Below are 25,472 nucleotides of genomic sequence, written 5' to 3'. Positions count from 1 at the left end.
ACAAGCATGGAGAGGTTAGGGGGATCTAGGATCTCCCTTCTCTACAAAATATACGGGGTGAGAGGGTGAGGATGGAGATGGCGAATACACAGCCGCTGGAAAGTGTAACGCTCACGAAGCAACGAACGGGGACCAATCGATATATCCGTGATTTTATTGCCAATAAATACTTATACCTGATGATGGTACCTGTGCTCGCTTATTATTTGATTTTCCATTATGCACCGATGTATGGTGCCTTAATTGCCTTCAAAGACTATTCACCCATGAAGGGAATTCTAGGGAGCGACTGGGTAGGTTTCAAGCATTTTCATGATTTTTTCAGCTCATTTTACTTTTGGCGCATATTGAAAAATACGCTGGTAATCAGCTTGTATTCCTTGGTTTTTGAGTTCCCTGCACCGATTATTCTGGCACTTTTGATTAATGAGGTACGGAGTAAGACCTTCAAACGAGTCGCCCAAACGATTACGTATATGCCATACTTTATATCGCTCGTCGTCATTTGCGGGATTATTACGGACTTTACGAATGCGGATGGGGTCATTAACAATATCGCGATGGCTTTCGGGTATGACGGTCAAGCGATGCTGCAGAAAGCGGAGTTGTTCCGACCGATCTACATTTTATCCGAGATATGGCAGCGTATTGGCTGGGAATCTATCATTTATATTGCTGCCTTAATGAGTATCGATACCGAGCAATATGAAGCCGCCCGTATGGATGGCGCAAGCCGCTGGAAACAGATGTTGTACATCACATTGCCAGGTATACTGCCAACCATTGCGATTATGTTTATTTTGCGTATGGGGAACCTGTTGAACGTGGGCTTTGAGAAAATCATTCTGCTCTACAACCCTGTCAGCTACGAAACGGCGGACGTGATTTCCTCCTTCGTCTATCGCAAAGGCTTGCTAGAGTTCGGATGGAGCTATAGCTCCGCTGTGGGCTTATTTAATTCCATTATCAATCTAATACTACTTATAACAGCCAATTATATTAGTCGCAGAGTTAACGAAAGCAGCTTATGGTGAGGTGATGTTGATGAGAAAAGGACCAAGTTTCGTAGAAAGACTGTTCGATATTGCTATCCATTTGATTTTAGCAGTGCTCGTAGTAGTTACGTTGTATCCGCTGCTGTATGTCCTATTTGCTTCGTTCAGTCATGCGAATGAATTAGTTGCCCACAAAGGGATTTTATATAAACCACTTGGTTTTAGTTGGGAAGCCTATAAAGGGGTTATGAAGAACCCTGGGATCCTGATTGGTTACCGTAACACGATGTTTATCGTTGTTGCTGGTGTTATTGTTAACCTCCTGATGACCGCGTTAGGCGCATATGTACTCTCTCGGAAAAATGTGATCTGGAATAAGGCATTCATGATCATTATCGTCATCACCATGTTCTTCCATGGGGGCTTAATTCCGCTCTATTTGATCGTCAAAAATGTAGGCTTGCTCGACACCCTATGGGCGACGATTATTCCATTCTCCATCAGCACATTTAATTTGATTATTATGCGAACAGCATTTATGGCGATACCAGACAGCCTAGAGGAATCGGCCAAAATCGATGGCGCCAATCACTTTACGATTTTGTTCCGAATCATCATCCCGCTTTCCATGCCCGTCATTGCCGTTATGATTCTGTATTATGCGGTTGATAAATGGAATGGCTGGTTTTACGCATCGATCTTTATCAAGAATCGAGACCTCTTCCCGTTACAGCTTGTGCTCAGGGAAATCTTAATCTCGAACTCAACAGACGGCATGTCCGTGGGAGCTGATGCGGGTGATCGCTTTCAGATTGGGGAAACGATTAAATATGCAACAATTGTGGTAGCAACATTGCCAATTCTATGTGTCTACCCATTCGTACAACGCTTCTTTGTCAAAGGGGTAATGGTAGGCTCCTTGAAGGGCTAGACCCTAGAAAAGGGGTCTAATAGCGCTTTTGTCAATTGGATTTGTTATTTTGGACATTCCTCCCCTTGCGAACAGAGGTATAATAGAGTGAAGGAGACGACCCCTTCAGAAGAATTTTCAACGTGCGCAGTGGGAGGAGATCCATGTGAAGTTTCGATTTTTTTGGCCGAGAAGGAAGAGCATTATATTTACTTGGCTGCTGTCATACAGTGCCGTATTGTTCGTGCCGATGCTGATGAGCATTCTCATATATACACAGTCTAGTGACGCGTTAAAAAGTGAAATTCACCGTGCCAATGATTCCTTATTGAAACAAGTTAGGTACACGATTGACACGCAGTTCGATTTGATGAAACGATTGAATATGGAAATTACTTGGAATGCTAAGCTTCAAAGCCTAATGTATAGCAATATCCGAACGAATGATGATCAGTTTCTTGCTTTTCAACTCGTGAAAGAATTTCGGATGTATCAAACCTCATATGCGACGATCGATGAGTTCTATGTGACCTGGGATCAGGAGGCTTCGATTCTCCGTCCAGGGAATATTCGAGATCTGCAAACCGCGTATGATACGATCCACAATACAGGTACCCTCCGGTATGAACAATGGCTGGATACGATTCACCGAGCTACGAATAATCAGTTTCTTATCCTTCCTCGCGTAGATGCGGGCCCTTCGTCCTCTTCCATCGCGTATGTCACACACCTGCCTAAGGATTTGAATGGCAAGCAGACAGGTACGGTGGTTGTCATGGCCGATATGGAGCGGTTCGAGAAGGCAATCGAAAGTATTTCAGGATTCAGCGGCGGACAAATCGTTATCCTTAACCATGACAATCAAGTTCTCCTCTCCAATGTCCCTGTGACGGTGAATAAGAATCTCATTCTGGAGCAATTGCAGGATGGGGATAATGTGACGTATAAGCCTTCGCAGGATGGAGAATCAGAGCTTTTCTATATTCAATCGGCAGTGTCTGATCTGAAATATGTATTGATCATTCCAAGCCGTATTTATTGGGAAAAAGCGGTGTATGTCCGCAAATTTACTTACATTAGCATACTGATAAGTTTAGTTGGTGCAGCCGTGCTAACTTGGTTCTTCCTGCGCCGTAATTACTCACCGATCCAACGATTGGTGCAATCGATTTCTGATAAAAATGCCTTCGAAGAACGGGTAGATGGGAATGAACTGCATTTCATTCAGAAAATGATCTCGCACACTCGGAATGAAAAGGATCAAATCGCGATGCAGCTGCAATCTCACCATCATGTGCTCCGTTCAAATATGTTAAATCGACTGCTGAAGGGAAGAATCGATTCGCTCGTATCGTACGAGGAAGCGTTCAAAACCTTTCATATGGATTTGATTTCGAATCATTTCGCGGTTATTCTGTTTGCGGTTGAGAATTCCGATAGTATATCTACGAATTTACCAGGTATGGATATCAATGAACGCAGGAAATTAATGCAGTTCATTATCACGAATGTCGTCGAAGAGCTCGTTGGTCATCGCCAGCATGCCGGTTATGTGGCTGAGATTGATGATATGATGGTGTGTTTGGTGAACTTTGCGGAAACGGATGCAGATGAGCGTAAGGTCGATTTGGACTGGATTGCCGCAGAGGCACAGCGGTTCCTCACGCGGTTCCATATGGATCTAACGATATCCATCAGCGGTGTTCATCCTTCTTTGGTTGGCGTTGCAGAGGCCTATAGTGAAGCATTGGACGCGATGGAATATAAGATGGTTCGGGGTAAAAGGGAGATCATCACGTACGATGAGATCCGTATCAACACGGCTGATAAGCTGCAGTTGGGCTATTTCTATCCGCTCCAAATGGAGCAGCAAATTATTAATCTCATCAAAACGGGAAATATCGAGCAAGCCTCGGCTAGTATGAATGAGATCATGGGGCGTAATTTCGATAAGCCGCTGGTTTCGCTTACTTTGGCGAGATGTCTTATCTTTAATCTCGTTGGCACGATGGTGAAGGCGATTAATGAGCTTGGAGACGGAACAACGCAGCCATGGCTAGGGGACAACCCGTTATGGATGGATAAAATTATCGCGTGTGACACGATTCTGGAAATGCAGCAAGAGCTGCAGCAGCTGCTTAAAGAGGTATGTGCGTTTGCCGCTTCCAAAATAGAAGCTAATCAGACGAAGGAACGCACGGAGACTTTGCGTGAGCTGATCGCCAAAGTTATGCGATATATCGAAGAACAATATCAAGATGCCAATTTGAATGTGAATACGATTGGTGAAAACTTCGCCTTAAGAGGCAGCTATGTATCCAAATTATTCAAGGATCAGACGGGTGAGGGCTTGCTCGACTACATTACGAAATATCGCATTCAACAAGCGAAGAAGATGATTAGTTATAAGCAAGATTCGATTTCGGAGATCGCGAGGCTTGTTGGCTATAATGAAGTGGCTACCTTCATTCGTGTTTTCAAGAAATACGAAGGAATAACGCCTGGGAAATATAAGGAAATGAACTGATGAGGATGAGGAGGAACGGAATGAGCAGACGAGCTAGCCGCAAGGCGCTATTACTTCTAGGTATGATCACCCTCGGACTGACGGCATGCTCATCTGGGAGTCCAGAGGCTTCGACCACGCCGTCAGGGCAGCCTACAGCAGTAGTTACAGATAAGGAGCAGTCGACGCAGGCAGCTACGAAGCTGACCTACTGGTCAGAGCTGAATGGGAATGCCGCGAGTGTGAAAGCCAAATTCAAGGATATCCCCTTTTTCCAAGAATGGCAGAAACGGACGGGAGTTCAACTCACCTTCATTCAGCCGTCAGCCAATCAAGCCAAGGAAGCGATGAATGTCTTATTAGCCTCTGGCGACTTGCCTGATCTGATGGAGTACGAATGGGATGGCTTCCCTGGCGGACCGGAGAAGGCGATCAAAGATGGTTATATTTTGAGACTGAATAACGTCATTGATAAGTATGCGCCCAATCTGAAGAAGTACTTGAAGGAACATCCCGAGATTGATAAGCAAATCCGGACAGAAGATGGCAGCTATTACGTATTCCCATTTATTCGAGGCGACGACCTGCTTCGCACGTATCAAGGGCCAATTATCCGGAAGGACTGGCTGGATGAGCTCGGAATGGAGATGCCTACAACTATAGATGAATGGCATACGGTTCTTAAGGCGTTCAAAGAGAAAAAGGGAATTGCAGCTCCGCTGACCTTTCTGGGTGTGCCGAATCCCTTGTTCGGGATTGAGGGGGGCGCCTTTGTAGGAGCATACGGGATTCGAAAAGGCTTTTACCAGGATCATGGTGAGGTGAAATACGGTCCGATGGAAAAGGGCTATCAAGAGTTCTTAGCCACTTTCCGGGGGTGGTATGAGGAAGGACTCATTGATAAAAATATCGCTTCCGTAGATACCAAAACGATGGATTCCAATATGGTTACGGGTCGAAGTGCAGCAACGATTTGGAACGCAGGGGCGGGTATTGGAAAGTGGCAGCCTCTGGTCGAAGAGAAGAACAAATCGGCTTTATTTGCAGCAGCTCCTTACCCCGTGCTCCATAAAGGGGATAAGCCCAAATTCGGGCAGAAAAGTTATGCGTATGTCGGTACCGGAGGCGTTGCGATATCAAGTAATAGCAAACATGCGGCAGAGGCTGCCAAGCTGCTTGATTACGGCTACAGCGAGGAAGGGCATATGCTCTTTAATTTCGGGATAGAGGGAACAAGCTACACCATGAAGGATGGCTACCCGACCTATACGGATTGGATCCTGCGAAATCCAGAAAGGCTGGCACCGTCACAAGCGTTGTCGATGTATACGAGAGCTAGCTATTTCGGGCCATTCGTTCAGGATGTTCGGTATGTGGAGCAATATTACACGTTGCCTGAGCAGAGGAAAGCGATTGACATCTGGGCGAATACAGAGGTTGAGGCCTACACACTGCCGCAAATTCCAAAGACAGAGCTGGAGAGCGCGGAATTTTCATCCATTATGCTGGATGTGATGACCCTTGTCGATGAGATGTCGCTGAAAATCATTCTAGGCGTCGAGCCTGTTGAGGCGTTCGATAGCTATGTAAGTAAAATGAAGGCATCCAAAATAGATCGAGCGATTGAGATCCAGAAGCTAGCGTTGAATCGTTATGAGAAGCGTTGATGGCTTCTCTTTTTTGTTTAAGTTCATTCTTTTTCCAATATCATGTAAAATAGTGAGCGTAAGCAACCTCGTAATGAAAGGTAGGCTCATGGATGACATACCCTTTAGTTGTTGAACAGGTATCGAAGCAGTACGGAGATAAAACAGCTGTGAATCGGATTGGGCTGCGTGTGAAGCAGGGAGAAATATATGGGCTATTAGGCGCGAATGGGGCCGGCAAAACGACAACAATGCGGATGGTACTCGGCCTTATTTATCCGGATGAAGGCAACATCATGTGGAACGGGCAGGGATATCGGGAAGAGCTGCGCAGCTTGATGGGGTATTTGCCTGAGGAGCGCGGTTTGTATCCCAAAGTAAAAATCAATGAGCAGATCTTATACTTAGCTGAGCTTAGGGGAATGAAGCGACGCGATGCAGATCGCAGCTTGAAGATGTGGTTGGAACGGTTTGAGGTTCCTGATTACTACAGCCGGAAGGTTGAGGAGCTGTCCAAGGGGAACCAACAGAAGATTCAATTCATTGCGGCGGTCATACATAATCCGGAGATTCTCATTCTGGATGAAGCCTTTAGCGGGCTAGATCCAGTCAATGTGGAGCTGCTGAAGAAAACGGTAAAAAGCCTCCGTGAAGAGGGAAGGACGATTTTATTTTCCAGCCATCGGATGGAGCATGTGGAGGAGCTTTGTGAGAATATCTGTATGCTGCACCGCTCCAATACAATTCTTCAAGGCAGCTTAAAGGACATTAAAGCGAGCTTCCCGAAGGAGAGAGTCGTGCTGGAGACTGCGACGAGCGTAGATGGGTTAGAGAAGCTTCAGGGCGTAACATCGGTGAACCAAGGGCTAAATGGGTACGAGCTTCGCATTGCGCAGCCAGAAGCCGCACAGCGTGTTCTACAATACGCGATGGAACGATCCACCGTGCAGCGTTTTCAGATTATGGAGCCGACCTTGAATGAAATTTTTATCCAGAAGGTGGGAAGCCAACATGAATAGTATATGGACTGTCATTAAATTTACATTCCTGTCTCGCTTTCGCACGAAATCGTTTCAAGTCATGAGTCTAATCTTACTCATCCTGATGTCGCTTTTGATTCATCTTCCAGCCATTATCCAACAATTCTCTTCCGATGAGGCGACGAAAATAGGCATATTTGGCACGCAGCAAGCGGCTGTGGCGTCCAAATTAGAAGCTTTTTATAAAAATCAACCGAATGCAGAGATACAAATTGTACCCCTTTCCGATCAGGGCAGTGCAGAAGCAAATGAGGCGTATGGGAAGCAGCAAATTGCGGATAAGAAAATCAAGGGATACTTAGAGTTCACGGATGGGAAGCAAGGCGGATTCCCGAAGGTAATCTATAAATCCACAGGAACGTTGGAATCACCGAAAAACAAGCTGCAAACGGCGTTTCAGCTAATCAAGACAGAAATGGTGCTACAAGGTGCTGGTGTGCCAGATGCGTTGAAGACCGATATTCAAACGCCTGTCTCACTGGAATCGGTGCAAATATCCACATCGGATCAAGCTGCTGTGGGCAAAACAGAGTCCCAAATGAGATTGTCCTATATACTGGTTTATGTCCTTCTTTTCATGCTATATATGGGCGCAATTGGATTCGGGAATCTCGTTGCAACGGAAATCACAGCCGAGAAAAGCACGCGCGTCATGGAATTGCTTATTACAAGCGTGTCACCGCTGAAACAGATGTTTGGTAAAATCATTGGCATTTGCTTGCTGGCGCTATCACAAATTGCCGCATTAATCGTCGTTGCAGCACTTAATATTCAGTTTAGTGATTCATCGGCCATCAAGGATCTGAATATCAGTTGGAGCGATTTAGAAATATCACTTATCGTCTATTTCTTAATTTTTTACTTACTCGGGTTCTTCATCTATGCGACGATTTTCGCAGCAGTAGGCTCGCTCGTCAGTCGCACGGAGGATGTAGGTCCAGCCATTATGCCAGTTACCTACATCATCGTTGCGGCTTTCATGATTGCGATCTTCGGGCTTAACCATCCGAATGCACCTTTTGTGGTGACGATGTCATTCGTGCCATTTTTCTCGCCTATGATTATGTTCTTACGTATCGGAATGAGCTCCCCGCCGTTCTGGCAGGTTGCGCTTTCGATTGCGATTCAATTGCTTTCCATCGGCGCAATGGCTTGGCTTGCGGCGAAAATCTACCGCACCGGCGTTTTGATGTACGGCAAGCGACCGAGTTTGAAGGAGCTGCGCAAGGCGATGCGGGCGTATCGGTAGGAAGTGCTGACCAATGAAGATAGATGAATCAATCCGTTGATTTATCTATCTTTTTTATTTTCTTTACACGATCTTCATTTGGTTATGATACAAATACATTCATAAAAACCTTTCTGTAGGTAAGAATATAATAAGTTATCCCAATATTTGTGTTATCCAAAGGCATAGTAGGAGCAATTATATGCAAAAAACAATTTTAATCGTCGAAGACGAAGATATCTTGCGTGAGATCATCAAAGACTATCTTCTGAATGAAGGTTTTCACGTATTAGAAGCAACAGATGGGAAAGAGGCTTTATCCATATTTCAAGAGCATGAGGTTCATTTAATTATGCTTGATATCATGTTGCCGGAGCTCGATGGATGGTCTGTTTGCAGACGAATACGGAAATCTTCTAATGTTCCTATCATTATGTTAACTGCAAGAGTGGATGAAGATGACACCTTGTTAGGATTTGAGCTTGGAGCAGATGATTATGTGACCAAACCATACAGTCCAGCGGTTTTATTAGCCAGGGCCAAACGACTGATTGATAGCAGGAATAGGGAAGAACGACAATCGGATCTCCCTGTTTCGCACGCCAATAATGATGCTTTATCTGCAAATGGGATTCGGATTCATCTACCTTCACGAACGTTAACGGTAGAAGGGGAGGAAGTCTATCTGACGTATACAGAATTCCAAATCTTAGCCTATCTCATGCAAAATAAAGGTCTTGTGATTTCGAGAGAGCAGCTCATTTTGAAAATTTGGGGTTATGAATACGACGGTGATGATCGCACTGTGAACACCCATATCCGCAACCTAAGAAGTAAGCTAGGGGATAAATCCAAACTGATTACGACGATTGTGAGGACAGGCTATAAGTTCGAGGGTAACGCATGAGAACGAGCATTGTATTTAAATTATTTGCGCTGACCACCCTGTTATGCCTATTCATATTAACTACGATTTATCTAGGGCAAACGATATTTTTTAAGCAATACTACGCAAATCGAAAAGTGAATGACATTCAAGCTAATATCCAATCCTTCAAAGATGATTATTCGAAAAGCGGCGGGAATCAGCTCACCATTCAGAAGCTGGAGCAGGATTTTTATCGGCAAAATAATACTTGGATTACGACTTTAGATAGCCTGGGGAACTTAAAAAATGTGAATGATTTCTATGTGGAAGTCAAGATGGATGTATCTAAAGCCAACGCAGAGTTCTCTGGTAAAACAATGACCATTCCGCTCTATCATATGATGAGCATCAACGAGATTTTAACGAGCACGCCAAGTCAAGCCAAATCCATTCTGACTTCGAAGGCACGTGTTTCTGTCTCAGCGTATAAAAAGGATCCGGTGTTAATTCCCTATCGTGTACAGTTGGTGGGAAATAGCAATATATTCTGGGAGAATGAGAATATTTCCAAAAAGATATACGATCTTCAAATTGAAATTAAGAATTCAAAGAAAGAGGCAGTTAAAACCGTATTCTCGGATCTGTTACTTAACGGTACGATTACTAAAGTTCAATTCCCGAATGGAAATGAATCTTCCAGTTTTATGTATACTAATAGCTTGTATATGGACAGGTTAAAGGATTTTCAAACCACTTTACTATTTGATGAAACCAAAAACAGCTATGCTTCCTTGCAAGTCCTCGATTTTGCACAAAATGATGTGAAGTATAAACTGTTCATTGACCCGATCCAAGAACAAGATGGCACAATCAGTTATCTTTTCTCGATGGCCTCGCTGCAACCCGTTGACGAAGCCGTGCAGATGCTCAAAGATTATTATGTGTACATGATTGCTCTCGTGATGCTGCTCATTGTGCTAGCTGCTTTGTATTATTCTAGGAAGATAGCCAAGCCATTGTTACAGATTAATCAGACGACGAAACGGATTGCCAACTTAGATTTTTCGGAAACGATCCCAATACGATCCAAAGATGAAATAGGTGACTTGTCTTTAAGTATCAATTCTCTTTCTCGAACGCTGCACTCCTATATCGAGCAGTTGCAAATGGACATTGAGAAAGAAAAGAAATTGGAGAGTATACGAAGAGAATTTATTTCAGGGGTATCTCACGAGCTAAAAACGCCACTTAGTGTCATGAAAAGCTGCATTTCGATTATGAAGGATGGCGTTGCTGCACATAAGAAAGATCATTATTTCGAAGCCATGGACAAAGAAGTTAATAAGATGAATCTTTTGATCGTGGATATGTTGGAGCTGGCCAAGTTTGAATCAGGCACTTACACAATGAAGATGGATCCATTTAGCATCGATAAGCTCATAGAGGAGATTTGTGACAAACTATCTGGGGAATTCAGCAGCAAACAACTGCATGTACATACCGAGCTTGCAAGCATTGAAGTCATGGCCAATCAACATCGGATCGAGCAAGTTCTTACCAATTTTCTAACTAATGCGATTCGCTATACGCCGGAACAAGAACACATTTTCATTTCAATGATTGAAGAGCAAGATCAGGTTAAGGTGTGTATTGAAAATAAGGGGGCTCACATTCCCGCAGATCAGCTGGATAAAGTATGGGACCGTTTCTATCGTGGAGATACAGCACGCCACCGTGCACAAGGCGGAACCGGATTAGGTCTTGCCATTTCGAAAAATATTTTGGAATTGCATGGTGCGCCCTACGGCGCTACGAACACAGAAGACGGGGTTTTGTTTTTCTTCTATGTTAAAAAAAGCGACCTTAGCCAGTACGGCTAGAGATCGCTTTTTTGGTTTATAGAGAAAGCTTCAACAGCATTGACGCATGCGGGGCAAGTGTGAAAGAAAGCTCATGCGGCGTGCCGAGTTCTTCGCGATTCCATAGGTCACGCACACTTCCGATTGTAGGGGTACCCAGTTGGGAAGATGTTACTTGAACGGTTTGAACTTCTTCACTCGTATTGAACAGAGCGACGTAACGAATGCCCTCTTGGCCATTCGAAGTCCAGACAATACGCTCTTCCTCGCGATACAGTTGACGGGCATCTCGCCCGTTACGAAGGACATCCAGCACTTCCTCATTCGTGAGTAGCGACAGCGTCCACTCATCATTGTCTCTTAGCTCTCCCCCAAACATCAGCGGTGAGCGAAAGATCGCCCAGAGCGTCATCATCGTTTTCTGCTCGTCCTTTGTGAATCGCGTCCAGCGGTCGCTTGCCCCTCCGTCGACGGAACGAATGCCGATGTGACCGAGCGGCAGCATATCGCAATCCGGCCAATTTCCTTCGCCAACATGCGGCGCCCATTTCTCACACCGTTCAAACATGCCATAGAGTAGTCGCCAGATGTCCCAGAAATCATCGGTCATGCGCCAGAGGTTGGCGTGCGCTTTCAACTCCTCCGCGTACTCAAGCGGGGCGGGACCTGGCGAAAGGCTCAGGACCATCGGACGTCCACACTTATCTATTGCCCTCCGAATGAGTTGAATTTCGTCTAGTTGAATCCCATAGAGCAGTGAATCAGCGATATCGTCAACTTTGATATAGTCTACGCCCCATGAGGCGTAAAGCTCGAATAAGGAATCATAATAGGCCTGTGCGCCTTCCTTTGCCGGATCGACGCCGTACATATCCGTGTTCCATTTGCAGATCGCGCCATTCCACGTCTTTGCAATGGACCGTGCACTCGCATTCGTCCCAAGTAGAGGTGTATCAGCATGAACCGCTTGACGAGGAATACCTCTCATCATGTGAATGCCAAACTTCAAACCCAGGCTGTGAACGTAATCAGCCAATGGCTTGAACCCTTGTCCAGCTGTGGCGGATGGAAAACGGTTTGCGGCCGGTATGAGACGGGAAAATGCATCCATCTCGAGCGGAACATAAGGACGGTAAGCAGAAGAAACAGCTCCTGGCTCGTACCACTGTATATCTACGACAACGTATTCCCAGCCGTAAGTTTTTAGATATTCGGCCATATATGCCGCGTTCCCACGCACTTCTTCTTCATTGACGGCTGCTCCATAACAGTCCCAGCTATTCCAGCCGAGCGGCGGTGTGGCAGCCCATTGGTGATGATTGGTCATCGGATGAACCCGTCCCTTCTCGTTTCAAGTAATAGCCATATAATAAGTTGAAATTGCTATGGAAGCTAGCGCAATGTTTTGCTGTCGTATGTAAAATATTGCGGTGTGTGTCTAATTGAAACACGATCTAATCGAACACGATCTGATCGATCGAAAGAAGTTCTTTTCCTTCACGAAACCTGCTTGGAGAGTAGCCGGTCCAACTGCGGAAAACTTTGCTAAAATAGCTGCCATTTCTGTAACCAACCTCCTTCGCAATCTCTTCAACCGTCAAAGAGCTGCTCCGAAGCAGTTTCACGGCAAGCTCGATTCGGAGTTTAGAGGTATAGGCCATCGGTGAGAAGTTCGTCGCTTGATGGAAAGTTCGTGCCATATGGTACTTAGAGCTCCCAGCTGCTTCCGCAATATGGTCGAGTCCTTCAAGTACCCGATAGTTAACCTCAATATATTCAGCTGCCCGTCTGACGATCTCTGGCCAATTATTTCGTTCCTGTCGCAGCGCACTGTTACTTCGAAGAAGCTCCATCATGAAGCTGTACACAAGGGTTGATGCGTAATAGCTGTCTTTTATTGCTCCGCTTCGGGCTTCTAAGTATATCGTTTCTAGCCGACGAATGGCCATGCTGCGCGATTCGAACTGCGGCATCGGTCCAAGCTCCTGAAGGATTCCCTTCCACAGTTGCTGCAGATAGCTCTGCCTAAATAAAGCGAAATAGAACGTCCAATGAGAGCTGTCCTCAGGTAAGTAGTAACGATGCCTGCCGGGTATTTCAACCATAAAGGCAGTTCCCTCTGGCACATCATGATGTTGGCCGTCTAGCTCGATCTTCCCTCTTCCGGAAATCGTATATTGGAACAAATACAGGGGCCCGTCAATTCGCTTCATGCCGTCCCAATCATAATTTTGCTCTCGAATATCCTGAAATCCAACGGCAAATAACTGGTAAAGCGGAAGATCAGGGTTTTCTTGGAAACGGTACCCGTATACGCCGTAGTTATCCTTTACTGCCATAATTGATAGTTACCCCTTGTATGAATATATGAATTTGAATGCGCCTTATCAAATAGTACCATGATCATACTGCTTATTAGTATCCTGCACTTCTGAGACTAGTCGAGTGAGGAGAGGGAGATTGCTTTTCGAATGCACACTTGACTTGGAGTTAACTCCAGAGAGTAAACTAAACATGTTGGAATTATGAGTTACTGGAAAGCGAGGAATCATCGGATGGATTATGTGAAGCTTGGAAATACAGGTTTGGACGTATCGCGGATAAGTCTTGGGTGTATGAGCTTTGGTGTAGCAGAGCGGTGGACGCATCCATGGGTGCTGAATGAAGAGAGCAGTCGTCCTATTATTAAAAAAGCGCTCGAACTTGGCATCAACTTTTTTGATACTGCGAATATCTATTCAGATGGAACAAGCGAGGAGATTGTTGGACGAGCGCTGAAGGATTATGCGAATCGTGATGAGCTTGTCATTGCCACCAAAGTTCATTTCCGTATGCATCAAGGTCCCAATGGGGCTGGTCTTTCCCGAAAGGCCATCATGAGTGAGATCGATAAGAGTCTTACGAGATTGGGAACAGATTATGTCGACCTATATCAAATCCATCGCTGGGATTATCATACACCGATCGAAGAAACGATGGAAGCCTTGCATGATGTAGTGAAAGCTGGGAAGGCAAGATACATTGGTGCTTCTGCGATGTACGCATGGCAGTTCCTAAAGGCGTTACATGTAGCTGAGAAAAATGGGTGGTCACGATTTGTGTCGATGCAGAATCATCTAAACCTCATTTATCGTGAGGAGGAGAGGGAGATGATGCCGCTTTGTAAGGATCAAAAAATCGGCGTCATCCCATACAGTCCTCTGGCATCTGGACGATTAACGCGTGATTGGTCGGAAACAACGCACCGTTCCGAAACCGACCAAGCTCAGAGAATGAAATACGATGCGTTTGCAAATCAGGATCGATTAATTGTAGATCGACTTGCAGCAATAGCAGAACAACGCGGCGTACCACGGGCGCAAGTCGCACTTGCCTGGCTGCTGCAGAAAGAGCCCGTAACAGCCCCGATTATCGGTGTTACGAAAATGTCGCATCTTGACGATGCAGTAGCTTCGCTCTCGCTTACTTTAACACCTGAAGAAGTTACATCGTTGGAAGAACAGTATGTTCCACATCGGGTAGTGGGTGCCATCTAAATGTTGATCGCAGAAGTAAGTGAGAAGTTTGAATTGTCACAGGACACGCTGCGCTACTATGAACGAATCGGACTTATCCCACGGGTGAACCGCAATAAAAGCGGAATTAGGGACTATACGGAAGAAGACCTGAGATGGGTTGAATTTATCAAATGTATGCGAGGCGTAGGACTTCCCGTTGAAACGTTAATTGAATACGTTCGGCTGTTTCAACAGGGGGATGAAACGTTGGAGGCAAGGAAAGAACTCTTAGTCGAGCAGCATAAACAACTCATAACTAGAATGACAGATATGCAGAAAGTCCTCGAACGATTAGAAGGTAAAATTGAAAGATATGACCAGAGCATCGCTGCGCTTGTCGTGGATACAGCAGTGAGAAATGCGAAAGTGCATCCTTTTTTATCGAATTAACCTCTCGATTTGAAATGCTTGCGCGTTGCGCCCTCGTTAAAGGCGCAACAACCAAAGAAGCATGCAAGACGACTTCAAATCGTCCTTGCATGCTTCTTTGTTCGTGCTGCTAGCCGCGGCCAGGCAGCAATTGCTTAATCCAACCGCCGAAGCTCTTCGGATTCCGCGTCTGAATGAGCACAACGCCTTCGCCGCGGAAGCGGCAGACGACGCCTTCACCACTCGTAAGGCTGGAAATCCAGCCTTTGGCGGCTTTTTCAATCGTATACTGTGTATAATCCGGCCAAGCAACAAGATGCCCGTTATCAATCACAACTTCTTGGCCTGGTGCCAAGTTAATCGCATGAATCGCGCCGTAGGAGGAGAGGAAAACAGTGCCTCGTCCGCTAATCTCGACGATGAAGAAGCCTTCTCCTGACATGAAGCCGCTCATCAGATTTTGCATCTTCGTGTTAACTTGGATGCCAGACGTACCAGCTAGGAAACCGTCTTTTTGAACATAGAGTTTGTATGAACCATCAAGCTCAACCGCTTCAATATCACCAATCACGGCCGGAGCCAGCAGTACCTCGCCAGGTCCGCGCGTGGGAGTCAACTCTTGGAAGAAGAAGCTCTCACCGCTCAGCATCCGTCCAAGGCCTCTCATAATTCCGCCGTCAGCCGTTCCCTTAAGCTCGATATTTGGGGACATGGAGACCATTGCACCGGATTCGGCTTTAATGTTCTCACCAGCTTCTAGTTGCACACGCAGCATCGGAAATGCACCTTTATATAAGATTTCGTGTTTCATCGTAATCCTCCAGTATTTTCATTTTTGATAGGTATATCCCCCGTATTCTACGCCTCATTGGGCCGTATGGTTGCGTCCAAACTGCGATTCATATACACGAATCCAGCACAGATTAGCAAGATACTCATCGTGACATAGAACACGGATGTGAATCCATATGCAGCCGCTAAATGACTGCCGAGTAAAGGGCCAATCAGATTGCCAAGGAACAGAGAGGATGTATTGAACCCATAGGCGGTCCCTTGAATTTCAGGTGCTGCAAGCTTCATCACCAGGGCATTCAGCGAAGGGATCATGCCGCCGATGAACAGTCCGAGCAGGAACCTGCCGACTAAGAGCATCGTTATATTGGTGGCAAAAGCTTGCGGAATGAACGCAACAGCCGCCATCGTTAGGGCGATGACCAGCGTCAAGCGCTGACCAATTCTGTCACCGAGTCTACCCAATGTCGGTGCGCCGAACAAATTGGCGATGCCTGTGATCGCCACGATGAGTCCGGCAAAAAAGGCCAAATGCGCCCCCGTGTATAAGGTTTGGGCATACACGGTTACAATCGGCTCGATACTCATCATGCCGATCTGTGTGATCAGCGATGCGGCAAAGACAGGCAGTAAGGGGCGAAACAACCGCCACTGTGTTCGTTGTTTCACCTTTTTCGCGGTAGTAGGCTTCCGCTCCTCTTTGATGAACACCATCACGATAATACTGGCACATAGCATGAGCCCTCCTGTGAAGAAGAATACATGGTGGTACCCGAGGAAGCTTGCCAGTACACCGCCAATTAAGGGACCGATCAGTGTGCCTGCGATAGCTCCGGTCTGCAGCGTGCCGAGTGACTTACCTGAATGTTCTCGCGGTGTCAGCGAGGCTTGCAAAGAAACCGCCATCGAGATGAAGCCGGAGAAGAATCCGTTCAGTAATCTCAGCGATAGCAGCTGCCAAGGCGATGTAACAATGCCCATAAGTGCTGTGACGATGGCCATTCCGAATCCGGCGCGCAGCAGCATGATTTTGCGTCCGCGTCGATCGGCAATGGCTCCCCATAATGGCTGGGTCAAAAAGGAAGTGATGAATTGGGCAGCTACAATCCAGCCTGTCCAACGGACAACATCGTCTAGGTCGTGAACCCCTAACTCTCCGATGTAGAGAGGTAAGAACGGAAGAACCAGATTCATGCCACACGTAATGGAGAAGTTCGCGCCCCAAAGTATCCATAATGACTTTTTCCAATGCAAGGGGGTTGCCATGATGAGGACTCCTTATCCTTTTTTTCTCAGTATAGCATAAATGGAGCTCTCCCCAAGCATCTAGGTCCCTTGCGAAAACTGCTGCCGATAGCTGCGGGGAGACATCCCTTCCAGCTTCGTGAAGCTTGCTGCAAAATAAGCAGCCTGCTCAAAGCCAACCTCCTGGGCAATGTGTGCAATGGGCCGCTCCGTCTGCAAGAGTAAGAGCTTGGCCTGTGCCACTCTTAATTTCAGGAGGTAGGTTACGGGCGAGCAACCGTACTCCTTTTGCATACAGCGAGCTATGTAGACAGGATGGAAATTGAGCTCGTCCCCGAGCTGCTTAGCAGATACGGATTCGCGAAAATGCTGTCTTAAGTAGGAAGCCGCTTTCTCTGCGCAGGCTCTGGAGGCCGAGGCATGGTCCGTCTCGCCAGATGCAGACAGTTGGTGCAGGATTTCTTGGAATAGCTGCTGCTGGGCAAAACGCACACTGCTCACATGCGAACGAGCTTGAAGCTGCAGAAGCTGGTCGAAGATTTCGTACATTTTCTCGGGGTGCTGCAGCGTCGTAAATTGTGGTATACGCATCGTAAAGGGTTCCACAGCAAAAGTCTCAACCACGGTTGAAATCGGAGGCGGGTCTTCTAGGGAAATATTTCCCGCGGCAGGTTTAACTAACTCCCATGCGCCGCCAACATGGAAATGCAGCCAGTAGGTGTGGGTTAACTCAGCGCACACCTTTGTCGCGAAATGGTAGCGGTCAGGCCGCAAAATGACGGCTTGTCCTACCCCTACTTCGAATCGCGCATCCTCCTCACCGATATAGAAGCAGCCTGTCGTTGTGATGAGCAGATCAAAGACTTGGATGTTGCTGCGACTGGGGTGTTGTCCTCCCATAGGGATGGAGTTCAATCCGCTCGCGATATAGTGGGGCAGAGGAGGGATTGTGATCTCAAGAAATGCCATGAAAGCCACCATCTTTCATCCAATATGAAAAGTTGGAATTGTATAAGTTTCAGTTGCGATGTTGATACATGAAATCAACTATAACAGCTATAATTTGAACTGACTACTAAGTTTCGATTTCATAACAAATAGAGAAGCATACTGGATGGTGGCGAACATGACGGCTGAGAAAAACAAGTATTCCTTATGGTTTCTAGCATGGCCCATTTTTGTAGAATTACTGCTGCAGCTGCTCCTGGGGGCAGTCGATACGCTAATGGTAAGCCGTGTCTCGGATGATGCGGTAGCGGTTGTAGGCTTGGCGAATCAGATCTTTCAAGCGGTCATGATTTTATTTATGACAGTGGCAAGCGGCGCAGGTATTTTAATTGCTCAGAAGATCGGCGCGAAACAACAGGATTCCGCACGAACGGTTGGGATCATGGCCGTCACGATAAGTGGACTCATTGGCGCCATCTTGAGTGTGATCTTGTATGTGGAGGCTGTTCCACTGGCGAGGATGTTTCATTTAGAAGAACGATTGCTTCCGCTGGCTCATACGTATATTTCGATCGTCGGCAGCGGCATGGTGCTGACCGCATTAACGGCAACACTCAGCACAGCGATTCGGAACACTGGCAACACGAAGGGACCGATGATTACTGCGATTGGGATGAATATTGTTCACGTGATTTTGAATTACGCATGGATTAATGGCGCGCTCGGATTTCCACAGTTAGGCTTAACGGGTGTTGCGATCTCAACGTTAGTTAGCCGGCTGCTTGCGACTTGTTTGCTTCTATATATGTTTGTATCCGCCTTTGAGCGAAGGATCAGATGGCGTGATCTTGGTGTTTTCAACCGGAAATTATTTCGTGAAATTATCAAAATCGGCTGGCCGCTCGGCGTCAATATGTCGTCTTGGGTGCTGTCGCAGCTCGCGATATATACCTTTTTGGCTACGATGGGGGCTTCGGCTTTGGCAGCTAGAACCTACATGAATACGTTGGAATCCATCTGCTTCATGCTGGGTTACTCGATTGCCATATCCGCACAAATCCAGATTGCGCATCTATTTGGGTCGGGGCAAACGCATGCAGCCTATAAAGCGGGCTATCGCGGCACATGGATTGGACTCGGCTTAGTCGGGTGCAATAGCATCATTCTTTTGATCATAGGCAAAAGCTTTCTCGGCTTCTTCAGCTCCGACCAAGCGATTATTGAGCTAGCCCTCTCCTGCTTATTGCTGACAGCTGTGCTGCAGCCAGGCAGAATGATCAATATGGGCTTCGGCAATGCATTGAATGCGATTGGGGATACCCGCTTTAATATGGTGATCTCCCTGTTCTCGATGTGGGGCGTTGCTGCAGGTCTTTCCTATGTGCTTGGCTTGCATTATGGGTGGGGGCTAGCGGGTATTTATGTTGCTATGATGTGCGATGAATATTTGCGCGGTATTCTCGTGGCTATTCGCTGGCGGCAAAAGAAGTACCTGCGATTAGCAGAGGAACGGACGAAATATGTTGATGCTATAGGATCTAAAGAAGGAAAAGCTCGAAACGCCCATAGTGCTTAGAATAATCTACAATGGTGTAAGAAGAAGATGAGACCATTATAGTGAGTAAGCGTAGAAAGGGTGGGCGAATATGCAGAAGAACCCTGAGAAAGAAACAGAAGTGAAAAACTATGCAACGAGGCTTCAAAGCTTGGTAGATGAGTTCAAATGCAATATCCATGAACAATTGAATGAGGATTATCAGAGATCCACTTCATGGTCTGATCGTCTTGCGGATTGTGTTGCAAGTTATGTAGGCAGTTGGAGATTCATTAATATGTTTGTGGTCGTTTTGATCATATGGATCCTCCTGAATACCTTGTCTTTTACGACACTCCTTCATTTTGACGAGCCGCCGTTCATTTTATTAAATCTCTTACTTTCATGTCTAGCTGGCTTTCAGGCGCCTATAATCATGATGAGTCAGAACAGACAATCTGCTAGGGATAAAGAAGAGGCCATCATCGATTTTGCGATTAATTACAAAGCAGAGAAGGAAATTGATGATATGCAGGGCCACTTACATAGGTTGGAGGCCGATTTTGCCGAGTTCAGGCATGAAGTCAGATCTGAACTAGCTGAAATTAAAGGGTTGCTGAAGCAGAAGTGAGGAGAGGGGAATGAAGGTGATTAGTCACCTTTCTTCCCCTTTTGTACGCACAGCTATTCGTCTTCTACCTTCGATAAGTCCGAAACCGAATATCCTGGTTATAGTTGCCGAAGCCTTCCCCATACAGCGTCAATCCACCGACATGCTCAGCATGCTCGGGGACTTCTAACCGTAAGGTCCACTCGTTACGGGAAACAGGGAGGTCCTGAATCGTGACCGTGGAAATCTGCTGTCCATCGAGAAAGGTCCCCTCTTCGGTGATGCGAAGGATCTTCAACCAACCGTACTGGTTCGTGTAGTCTGACCACCATGACGGGGTAAGCTGGCCGCGGCCATCGCCTGAGTCGCCAGGACTTGTCCAATAGCCAAGCAGGGTATCATTCACATAAAAGTGAATATCGGACGGCCAATTGGCTGCGATACCTGGGGCTTCTGAGCCAATTTCGAGCGAAATTTCAATCTCCTCCAAGGTTTGACCAGTCAGCATATAGTTGGGAACACGATACTCGACAAAGCCCTTGGCAAACCACAGGATTTTGGCATGCATGCGCTCGGGCTCAAAGAAAAAGCGCGGATCGTCGAACTGGCCGATCAATCGCTCATCTGTGGCTAAACCGCAGGTAGGATGGACTTCAAAGCGCGTGTAGTGGCCTACGGGAATAGAAACCTCGTTGAACAATCGCTGCTGTTCAGTCGACTGAGGAAGCTGGATATGGATAAGCGAGTGGGCTAGTGTGCAAATTTTGTGCGTGCCGCCTTGCTTGCGAACGAGCTTCGTATGAATGAGTCCGCCTGTCTCCAGCTTTTTGACATGCATGGTCACGATGGCACTGCTCAGCGAAAGCCGCCCAGCCAAATCCTTCACATTCATCTCTTCTTCAGCTAACAATTCCAATATATTAAGCCGCACATCGCTGGCCAGCGCTTCATACAAAGGCAGCCATTTGCGGTCTGTTGTCGTGTGAATCATGCTTATCAACTCCAATGTAGTAGTGGTCCAATTTAGTCCGATTAATATAAATGTGAATGCATCAAAAACGGGTGAAAGGTCTTGATTCTCAGCCTTTTTTATTGTTAAATATGAACTATATACATAACATTTATATTAACCGATTTATATTTTCATTAATTATACAATGAGGTGAGCTTAATGTCCATGAAGGCTAGCATGATTATTGACAAGGATTTCAAAGTCGGAGAAGTGGATCCACGTCTGTATGGTTCTTTTATTGAGCATTTGGGACGCGCAGTCTATGGCGGAATCTATGAGCCTGGACATCCGCAGGCCGATGAGCAAGGTTTTCGTGGAGATGTACTGGAGTTAGTCAAAAGTCTGCAAGTGCCGATTGTACGTTATCCCGGAGGGAATTTTGTTTCCGGCTACAACTGGGAGGATGGCATTGGACCTGTAAACCAGCGCAAAAAGCGCCTTGATCTCGCTTGGCGAACGATTGAACCGAATCTGATTGGTCTCAATGAATTTATGGACTGGTGCCGCAAGGCGAATACAGATGCTATGATGGCAGTGAATCTAGGAACTCGCGGCCCCGCTGAGGCAAGGGACATTATTGAATACACGAACATCGCAGGAGGTTCCTACTGGAGCGATTTGCGAATCTCTCATGGGTACCGTGAGCCCCACAATATCAAAACCTGGTGCTTAGGCAACGAAATGGACGGCCCTTGGCAAATAGGCAGTAAAACCGCCGTTGAATATGGCCGCGTCGCCTGCGAAACAGCAAAAGTGATGAAATGGGTCGACCCTTCGATCGAGCTTGTCGCCTGCGGCAGCTCTAACTTGAAAATGCCTACATTTCCCGATTGGGAAGCGACAGTTCTCGAACATACGTATGATCATGTTGATTATATTTCACTTCACCAATATTACGGCAACAAGGAGCAGGATTCCGCGAATTTCTTGGCTCAATCGTTAGGCATGGATCGATTCATCCATACGGTGATTGCAACCGCTGACTTCGTACAAGCGAAAAAGCGCGGTAAGAAGAAAATCAATCTCTCCTTCGATGAATGGAATGTGTGGTACCACTCGCACGATGCGGATCGTAAGCTCGAGCCTTGGTCTACCGCACCGCCTCAACTAGAGGACATCTACAACCACGAAGATGCGCTTCTCGTAGGCTGTATGCTAATTTCTATGCTCAAACGTGCGGATCGTGTTAAAATGGCATGCTTAGCGCAACTGGTTAACGTTATCGCTCCGATTATGACCGCTAATGGCGGCGCAGCTTGGAAGCAAACGATTTACTACCCTTATTTGCATGCAAGTTTGTTTGGCCGCGGAACAGCTCTCGTCCCGTTGATTAAGTCACCGAAGTATGATGCGAAGGATTACACGGATGTCCCTTATCTAGAGGCTGTTGCCGTACATAACGATGAAACATCGGAACTGACCATTTTTGCAGTGAACCGCCATCTAGCCGAAGCACTCCCGCTGGAGATGGATCTTCGCAGCTTTGGCGGCTTCCAAATCAAGGAGCACATCGTATTAGAGCATGAGGATCTCAAAGCATCCAATACCTTAGAAGCGCCAGATCGGGTTAAACCACATTCTGCAGGGAATGCGACGATTTCTTCAAATGGACAAATTGAGGCCGTTCTAGGGAAGGCATCTTGGAATGTGATCCGCCTACAATTAACATAAAAAAATAATCATAGATGCTATAAAAAGCCGCTATTCGCACCATAATAGTCATATGAGAACCCTCGACGAGATTGAAAGTTGAGACTCTCTATGTGACGGTGCCCGCGGCTTTTCTTTCTTTTCCAATCCATACTTTGGTATGATGAGAGAAATGAGATTGAAGGAGTTTCGTCGCTATGAAGATGAGAGTAAGTTGGATAGGTGGTCTGATGCTGGTCGCAGTGATCGGCTTAACAGCTTGTGGAAATAAGCCATCGGAAACACCGAGTGCGAGCGTCTCTACGAAAGTAGATGTTCCAAAGCTATATCAAAATTATTGTATCTCCTGTCATGGTAATCAATTACAAGGCGGGCAAGGTCCGAATATTCAAAAAGTGGGAGAACGCCTCGATGAGGCTGAAATTGTAAAGCGGATACAAAAGGGTGGTGGCGGGATGCCGCCGTTTCAGGTCACGATGAAAGAAGAAGAATTGAAAGCACTTGCAGCTTGGTTGGCTGGATTGAAGTGATTGGAATAAAATGGGAGGCTTAAGGTTCCTTTAAGGTAAGCTACATAATTCCTTCACAATTGACATTTACAATAGGGGCATTAGGAGAGTGATGTAAAATGCACTTGAATTTGAAGCCCCGGAAGCGTCTTTCGAGTAAGAAGAGCTCAAGCCGTCTGGGAGCATCGATTTCACTAGTTTTATTTATGATCGGTTTACCGATCTTGTCTGTCGTTGGTATGGAGTTTCTTGAACGTGGCAATTTACCTGAAACCATGCAGTGGATGACAGGTAATCAACCTTTATTTATGCTCAATGTATGGCTAACTTTCTGTCTGCTGGCTTTCATTTATGCCCTCGTAGGATCTTTGGCAATCTCTGGCTCCATCGCGACCTTAATTCTCGGTCTGATGGCAATTATCTCGTATATGAAAGTGAAAATGATCGGGGAGCCGTTCTTCCCGTGGGATATATTGCTGAATAAAGAGAGTATGGATATTGCCTCGTTAGTCACTGGTAAAGCCGCGCTAATCCGAATTATTGCAGTTGCCGCTGCGATTCTCATCGTGCTGGCACTCAGATGGGTGATTCCACGTGTTACGATACCCGTTATGGCTCGAATCGGTTTAGGGCTTTTTTCGCTCTACGCCTTGTATGCATTTGGGATCAAAACACCGTTAGCAGGGAAAGTATTAGACCGCGCGGGTGTAGATGAAATTGTATGGGATCAACAGCAAAACTATGCGAATAATGGTCTCACGCTAGCGTTTACCCTGAACGTGAAGAACTCGATCGTTCAGAAGCCTGACACCTACAGCGAGCAAGCGCTGGCATCGGCTGCAGCGACGATACAAGAGGCTGCTGTGCAGAAGGATACTGCAGGCGTTAGAAAAGCTAAAGCGACCCTTGCTGAAGGGAAAAAGCCGAATGTGATTTTCGTCATGAGCGAAGCCTTCTGGGATCCTACTCTGCTGACGAATGTCACATTCAGTGAAGATCCGCTGCCAACGATTCATCGTTTGCAGAAGGAGTCTAGCACGGGTTATTTGCTATCTCCGCAATATGGCGGCGGTACAAGTAACGTAGAATTTGAAGTACTGACGGGGAATTCAATGAGCTTCCTGCCTGGCGGATCCATTCCGTATCAACAGTATATTTCGAAGCCAATTCCGAGCTTGGCCAGTTATTTTGCCGATCAAGGGTACAAAAGCATGGGGATTCACTCTTACGAAGGCTGGTTTTGGGACCGGAATACGGTATATAAGGAACTAGGTTTTGAATCCTTCAAGAGCAGTGAGCACTTCGAGAATCCAGAAACAAAGGGTTACTTTATCTCTGATGCTGAGGTTGCTAGAAACGTGATGAGTGAAGTGGATAAAACGGAAAATCCGATGTTTATCTATACCGTAACCATGCAAAATCACGGTCCGTATGATGAACCTCGCTATGGAGAAAATAAGTTCAAAGCAACAGGCGGCGATCTTTCTGCGCAAGCGAAAAGCATTCTAGAAACCTACACGCAAGGTGCACATGACGCGGATCAAAGCTTGCAAATGATGATCGATCATTTCAAGGATTCAGATGAACCGACGATGATCGTCTTTTATGGTGACCATCTGCCGATGCTTGGCATGGATTATCAGGTGTATAAGGAAGCTGGCTTCATTTCAACAAGCGATGCGAATAAGTGGTCGTTGGAAGAAATCAAGAAGATGCACAGCATTCCGCTTGTGACATGGTCCAACTTCGATATGCCGAAGCAGGACGTACCACTGTTGAGTGATTCGTTCTTAGGGGCTCATGTCCTTGATATGCTGCATATGGAAAAACCAGCGAACTTCGCGTTGGATGCGGAGCTTGCGCAGCAAGTGCCAGGTCTGCTTAGTAATTTGATCGTTGATCAAGATGGGCAGCTGCATGCAACGACACCGGAATCGGCAGCACCTTTAATCGATGATTATAGGAACGTGCAGTACGACTTAATGTTCGGTAAACAGTACTTAGCTGATTACTTGGATCATGATTATTTAACCAAAGGTACGCAAGCAGACTACAACGCCGAGTTTGGCGGTACGGACGCAGCGGCTGCAAAGTCCGAAGCTCAAGGCAGCGAGGACACGAAGCCGGCAAAAACACAGTAGCTTGATTTTGAAAAAAAGGCCATCTCTCAAGTAGATACTTGGGAGGCGGCCTT

The 25,472-nt window shown here is 46.4% G+C and carries 21 protein-coding genes; 15 read left to right on the top strand and 6 right to left on the bottom strand.

The annotated features are described in order from the left end of the window. Positions 1-77: 77 nt before the first annotated feature. The 8 genes from AC58QO_RS17435 (at position 78) to AC58QO_RS17400 (ending at position 11,073) form a co-directional block, all read left to right on the top strand. Positions 78-1,034 carry an ABC transporter permease gene (locus AC58QO_RS17435; protein WP_497267689.1) on the top strand — a complete coding sequence of 319 codons (957 nt, stop codon included), beginning with the start codon at positions 78-80 and terminating at the stop codon, positions 1,032-1,034. A 10-nt stretch (positions 1,035-1,044) separates the two neighbouring features. Continuing rightward, on the top strand, positions 1,045-1,926 hold the full coding sequence (locus AC58QO_RS17430; protein ID WP_497267687.1) for a carbohydrate ABC transporter permease: 882 nt from the start codon (positions 1,045-1,047) through the stop codon (positions 1,924-1,926). Positions 1,927-2,071: 145 nt separating this feature from the next. After that, the gene (locus AC58QO_RS17425) at positions 2,072-4,432 is read left to right on the top strand and encodes a helix-turn-helix domain-containing protein (protein ID WP_497267685.1); all 2,361 of its coding nucleotides are present in this window, start codon (positions 2,072-2,074) and stop codon (positions 4,430-4,432) included. A gap of 20 nt (positions 4,433-4,452) precedes the next feature. Beyond that, positions 4,453-6,078: an extracellular solute-binding protein gene (locus AC58QO_RS17420; protein WP_497267683.1), complete on the top strand. Its 1,626-nt coding sequence runs from the start codon at positions 4,453-4,455 to the stop codon at positions 6,076-6,078. A 92-nt stretch (positions 6,079-6,170) separates the two neighbouring features. Further along, complete coding sequence (locus tag AC58QO_RS17415; RefSeq protein ID WP_497267681.1) at positions 6,171-7,076, top strand: ABC transporter ATP-binding protein; 906 nt, start codon at positions 6,171-6,173, stop codon at positions 7,074-7,076. Beyond that, positions 7,069-8,346 carry an ABC transporter permease gene (locus AC58QO_RS17410; protein WP_497267679.1) on the top strand — a complete coding sequence of 426 codons (1,278 nt, stop codon included), beginning with the start codon at positions 7,069-7,071 and terminating at the stop codon, positions 8,344-8,346. The genes AC58QO_RS17415 and AC58QO_RS17410 overlap by 8 nt, the downstream gene beginning before the upstream one ends. 181 nt (positions 8,347-8,527) lie before the next feature. Continuing rightward, on the top strand, positions 8,528-9,232 hold the full coding sequence (locus AC58QO_RS17405) for a response regulator transcription factor (RefSeq protein ID WP_497267677.1): 705 nt from the start codon (positions 8,528-8,530) through the stop codon (positions 9,230-9,232). Next, a complete protein-coding gene (locus AC58QO_RS17400; RefSeq protein ID WP_497267675.1) occupies positions 9,229-11,073 on the top strand; it encodes a sensor histidine kinase in 1,845 nt (614 codons plus the stop codon). Before AC58QO_RS17405 ends, AC58QO_RS17400 begins: the two co-directional genes overlap by 4 nt. A gap of 16 nt (positions 11,074-11,089) precedes the next feature. Here AC58QO_RS17400 and AC58QO_RS17395 read toward each other — a convergent pair whose 3' ends face one another. Together AC58QO_RS17395 and AC58QO_RS17390 are read right to left on the bottom strand one after the other, a co-directional pair. Beyond that, the gene (locus tag AC58QO_RS17395) at positions 11,090-12,379 is read right to left on the bottom strand and encodes a glycoside hydrolase family 27 protein (RefSeq protein WP_497267674.1); all 1,290 of its coding nucleotides are present in this window, start codon (positions 12,377-12,379) and stop codon (positions 11,090-11,092) included. Positions 12,380-12,506: 127 nt separating this feature from the next. Further along, positions 12,507-13,391, bottom strand: coding sequence for a helix-turn-helix domain-containing protein (locus AC58QO_RS17390; protein WP_497267672.1), 885 nt, complete (start codon positions 13,389-13,391; stop codon positions 12,507-12,509). A 216-nt stretch (positions 13,392-13,607) separates the two neighbouring features. Between AC58QO_RS17390 and AC58QO_RS17385 the strand changes: the two genes are divergently transcribed. Then, the gene (locus AC58QO_RS17385; protein WP_497267670.1) at positions 13,608-14,588 is read left to right on the top strand and encodes an aldo/keto reductase; all 981 of its coding nucleotides are present in this window, start codon (positions 13,608-13,610) and stop codon (positions 14,586-14,588) included. Beyond that, on the top strand, positions 14,589-14,999 hold the full coding sequence (locus AC58QO_RS17380) for a MerR family transcriptional regulator (protein ID WP_497267668.1): 411 nt from the start codon (positions 14,589-14,591) through the stop codon (positions 14,997-14,999). Positions 15,000-15,108: 109 nt separating this feature from the next. Here the strand turns inward: AC58QO_RS17380 and AC58QO_RS17375 are convergent, their stop codons facing one another. The 3 genes from AC58QO_RS17375 to AC58QO_RS17365 are packed head-to-tail and all read right to left on the bottom strand — an operon-like array spanning position 15,109 to position 17,984. Then, positions 15,109-15,789, bottom strand: a complete 681-nt coding sequence (locus AC58QO_RS17375; protein ID WP_497267666.1) for a TIGR00266 family protein — start codon at positions 15,787-15,789, stop codon at positions 15,109-15,111. 47 nt (positions 15,790-15,836) lie between these two features. Beyond that, the gene (locus AC58QO_RS17370) at positions 15,837-17,036 is read right to left on the bottom strand and encodes an MFS transporter (protein WP_497267664.1); all 1,200 of its coding nucleotides are present in this window, start codon (positions 17,034-17,036) and stop codon (positions 15,837-15,839) included. 60 nt (positions 17,037-17,096) lie between these two features. Beyond that, positions 17,097-17,984 carry a helix-turn-helix transcriptional regulator gene (locus tag AC58QO_RS17365; protein WP_497267662.1) on the bottom strand — a complete coding sequence of 296 codons (888 nt, stop codon included), beginning with the start codon at positions 17,982-17,984 and terminating at the stop codon, positions 17,097-17,099. A gap of 157 nt (positions 17,985-18,141) precedes the next feature. On the opposite strand from AC58QO_RS17365, the gene AC58QO_RS17360 reads away from it, so the two are divergent. Both AC58QO_RS17360 and AC58QO_RS17355 read left to right on the top strand, forming a co-directional pair. After that, positions 18,142-19,539 carry an MATE family efflux transporter gene (locus AC58QO_RS17360; RefSeq protein ID WP_497267661.1) on the top strand — a complete coding sequence of 466 codons (1,398 nt, stop codon included), beginning with the start codon at positions 18,142-18,144 and terminating at the stop codon, positions 19,537-19,539. A 70-nt stretch (positions 19,540-19,609) separates the two neighbouring features. Further along, on the top strand, positions 19,610-20,128 hold the full coding sequence (locus AC58QO_RS17355) for a DUF1003 domain-containing protein (RefSeq protein ID WP_497267659.1): 519 nt from the start codon (positions 19,610-19,612) through the stop codon (positions 20,126-20,128). Between the two features lie 64 nt (positions 20,129-20,192). On the opposite strand, the gene AC58QO_RS17350 is transcribed toward AC58QO_RS17355, so the two are convergent. Continuing rightward, positions 20,193-21,098 carry an ArsR/SmtB family transcription factor gene (locus AC58QO_RS17350; protein WP_497267657.1) on the bottom strand — a complete coding sequence of 302 codons (906 nt, stop codon included), beginning with the start codon at positions 21,096-21,098 and terminating at the stop codon, positions 20,193-20,195. A 180-nt stretch (positions 21,099-21,278) separates the two neighbouring features. Here AC58QO_RS17350 and arfA point away from each other — a divergent pair, with 180 nt between their 5' ends. The 3 genes from arfA (at position 21,279) to AC58QO_RS17335 (ending at position 25,419) form a co-directional block, all read left to right on the top strand. After that, a complete protein-coding gene (gene arfA / locus AC58QO_RS17345; protein WP_497267655.1) occupies positions 21,279-22,790 on the top strand; it encodes an arabinosylfuranosidase ArfA in 1,512 nt (503 codons plus the stop codon). A gap of 176 nt (positions 22,791-22,966) precedes the next feature. After that, positions 22,967-23,299 (top strand): c-type cytochrome, encoded by a 333-nt coding sequence (locus tag AC58QO_RS17340; RefSeq protein ID WP_497267653.1) that lies wholly within the window; start codon positions 22,967-22,969, stop codon positions 23,297-23,299. A 98-nt stretch (positions 23,300-23,397) separates the two neighbouring features. Next, positions 23,398-25,419, top strand: coding sequence for an LTA synthase family protein (locus AC58QO_RS17335; protein ID WP_497267652.1), 2,022 nt, complete (start codon positions 23,398-23,400; stop codon positions 25,417-25,419). The last annotated feature ends 53 nt before the right edge of the window (positions 25,420-25,472 follow it).

It is taken from the genome of Paenibacillus sp. J31R30, assembly GCF_059692115.1.
The sequence above is the reverse complement of the archived record's forward strand: the minus strand, read 5'-3'. Positions and strand labels throughout refer to the sequence as shown.

Excerpts from the sequence above, each read along its gene's own strand:
- AC58QO_RS17350 (WP_497267657.1), bottom strand. The coding sequence starts at position 21,098 with ATGATTCACACGACAACAGACCGCAAATGGCTGCCTTTGTATGAAGCG.
- arfA (WP_497267655.1), top strand. The coding sequence starts at position 21,279 with ATGTCCATGAAGGCTAGCATGATTATTGACAAGGATTTCAAAGTCGGA.
- AC58QO_RS17380 (WP_497267668.1), top strand. The coding sequence starts at position 14,589 with ATGTTGATCGCAGAAGTAAGTGAGAAGTTTGAATTGTCACAGGACACG.
- AC58QO_RS17390 (WP_497267672.1), bottom strand. The coding sequence starts at position 13,391 with ATGGCAGTAAAGGATAACTACGGCGTATACGGGTACCGTTTCCAAGAA.
- AC58QO_RS17385 (WP_497267670.1), top strand. The coding sequence starts at position 13,608 with ATGGATTATGTGAAGCTTGGAAATACAGGTTTGGACGTATCGCGGATA.
- AC58QO_RS17410 (WP_497267679.1), top strand. The coding sequence starts at position 7,069 with ATGAATAGTATATGGACTGTCATTAAATTTACATTCCTGTCTCGCTTT.
- AC58QO_RS17360 (WP_497267661.1), top strand. The coding sequence starts at position 18,142 with ATGACGGCTGAGAAAAACAAGTATTCCTTATGGTTTCTAGCATGGCCC.
- AC58QO_RS17420 (WP_497267683.1), top strand. The coding sequence starts at position 4,453 with ATGAGCAGACGAGCTAGCCGCAAGGCGCTATTACTTCTAGGTATGATC.
- AC58QO_RS17430 (WP_497267687.1), top strand. The coding sequence starts at position 1,045 with ATGAGAAAAGGACCAAGTTTCGTAGAAAGACTGTTCGATATTGCTATC.
- AC58QO_RS17335 (WP_497267652.1), top strand. The coding sequence starts at position 23,398 with ATGCACTTGAATTTGAAGCCCCGGAAGCGTCTTTCGAGTAAGAAGAGC.
- AC58QO_RS17340 (WP_497267653.1), top strand. The coding sequence starts at position 22,967 with ATGAAGATGAGAGTAAGTTGGATAGGTGGTCTGATGCTGGTCGCAGTG.
- AC58QO_RS17395 (WP_497267674.1), bottom strand. The coding sequence starts at position 12,379 with ATGACCAATCATCACCAATGGGCTGCCACACCGCCGCTCGGCTGGAAT.
- AC58QO_RS17370 (WP_497267664.1), bottom strand. The coding sequence starts at position 17,036 with ATGGCAACCCCCTTGCATTGGAAAAAGTCATTATGGATACTTTGGGGC.
- AC58QO_RS17375 (WP_497267666.1), bottom strand. The coding sequence starts at position 15,789 with ATGAAACACGAAATCTTATATAAAGGTGCATTTCCGATGCTGCGTGTG.
- AC58QO_RS17405 (WP_497267677.1), top strand. The coding sequence starts at position 8,528 with ATGCAAAAAACAATTTTAATCGTCGAAGACGAAGATATCTTGCGTGAG.
- AC58QO_RS17415 (WP_497267681.1), top strand. The coding sequence starts at position 6,171 with ATGACATACCCTTTAGTTGTTGAACAGGTATCGAAGCAGTACGGAGAT.
- AC58QO_RS17365 (WP_497267662.1), bottom strand. The coding sequence starts at position 17,984 with ATGGCATTTCTTGAGATCACAATCCCTCCTCTGCCCCACTATATCGCG.
- AC58QO_RS17435 (WP_497267689.1), top strand. The coding sequence starts at position 78 with ATGGCGAATACACAGCCGCTGGAAAGTGTAACGCTCACGAAGCAACGA.
- AC58QO_RS17355 (WP_497267659.1), top strand. The coding sequence starts at position 19,610 with ATGCAGAAGAACCCTGAGAAAGAAACAGAAGTGAAAAACTATGCAACG.
- AC58QO_RS17400 (WP_497267675.1), top strand. The coding sequence starts at position 9,229 with ATGAGAACGAGCATTGTATTTAAATTATTTGCGCTGACCACCCTGTTA.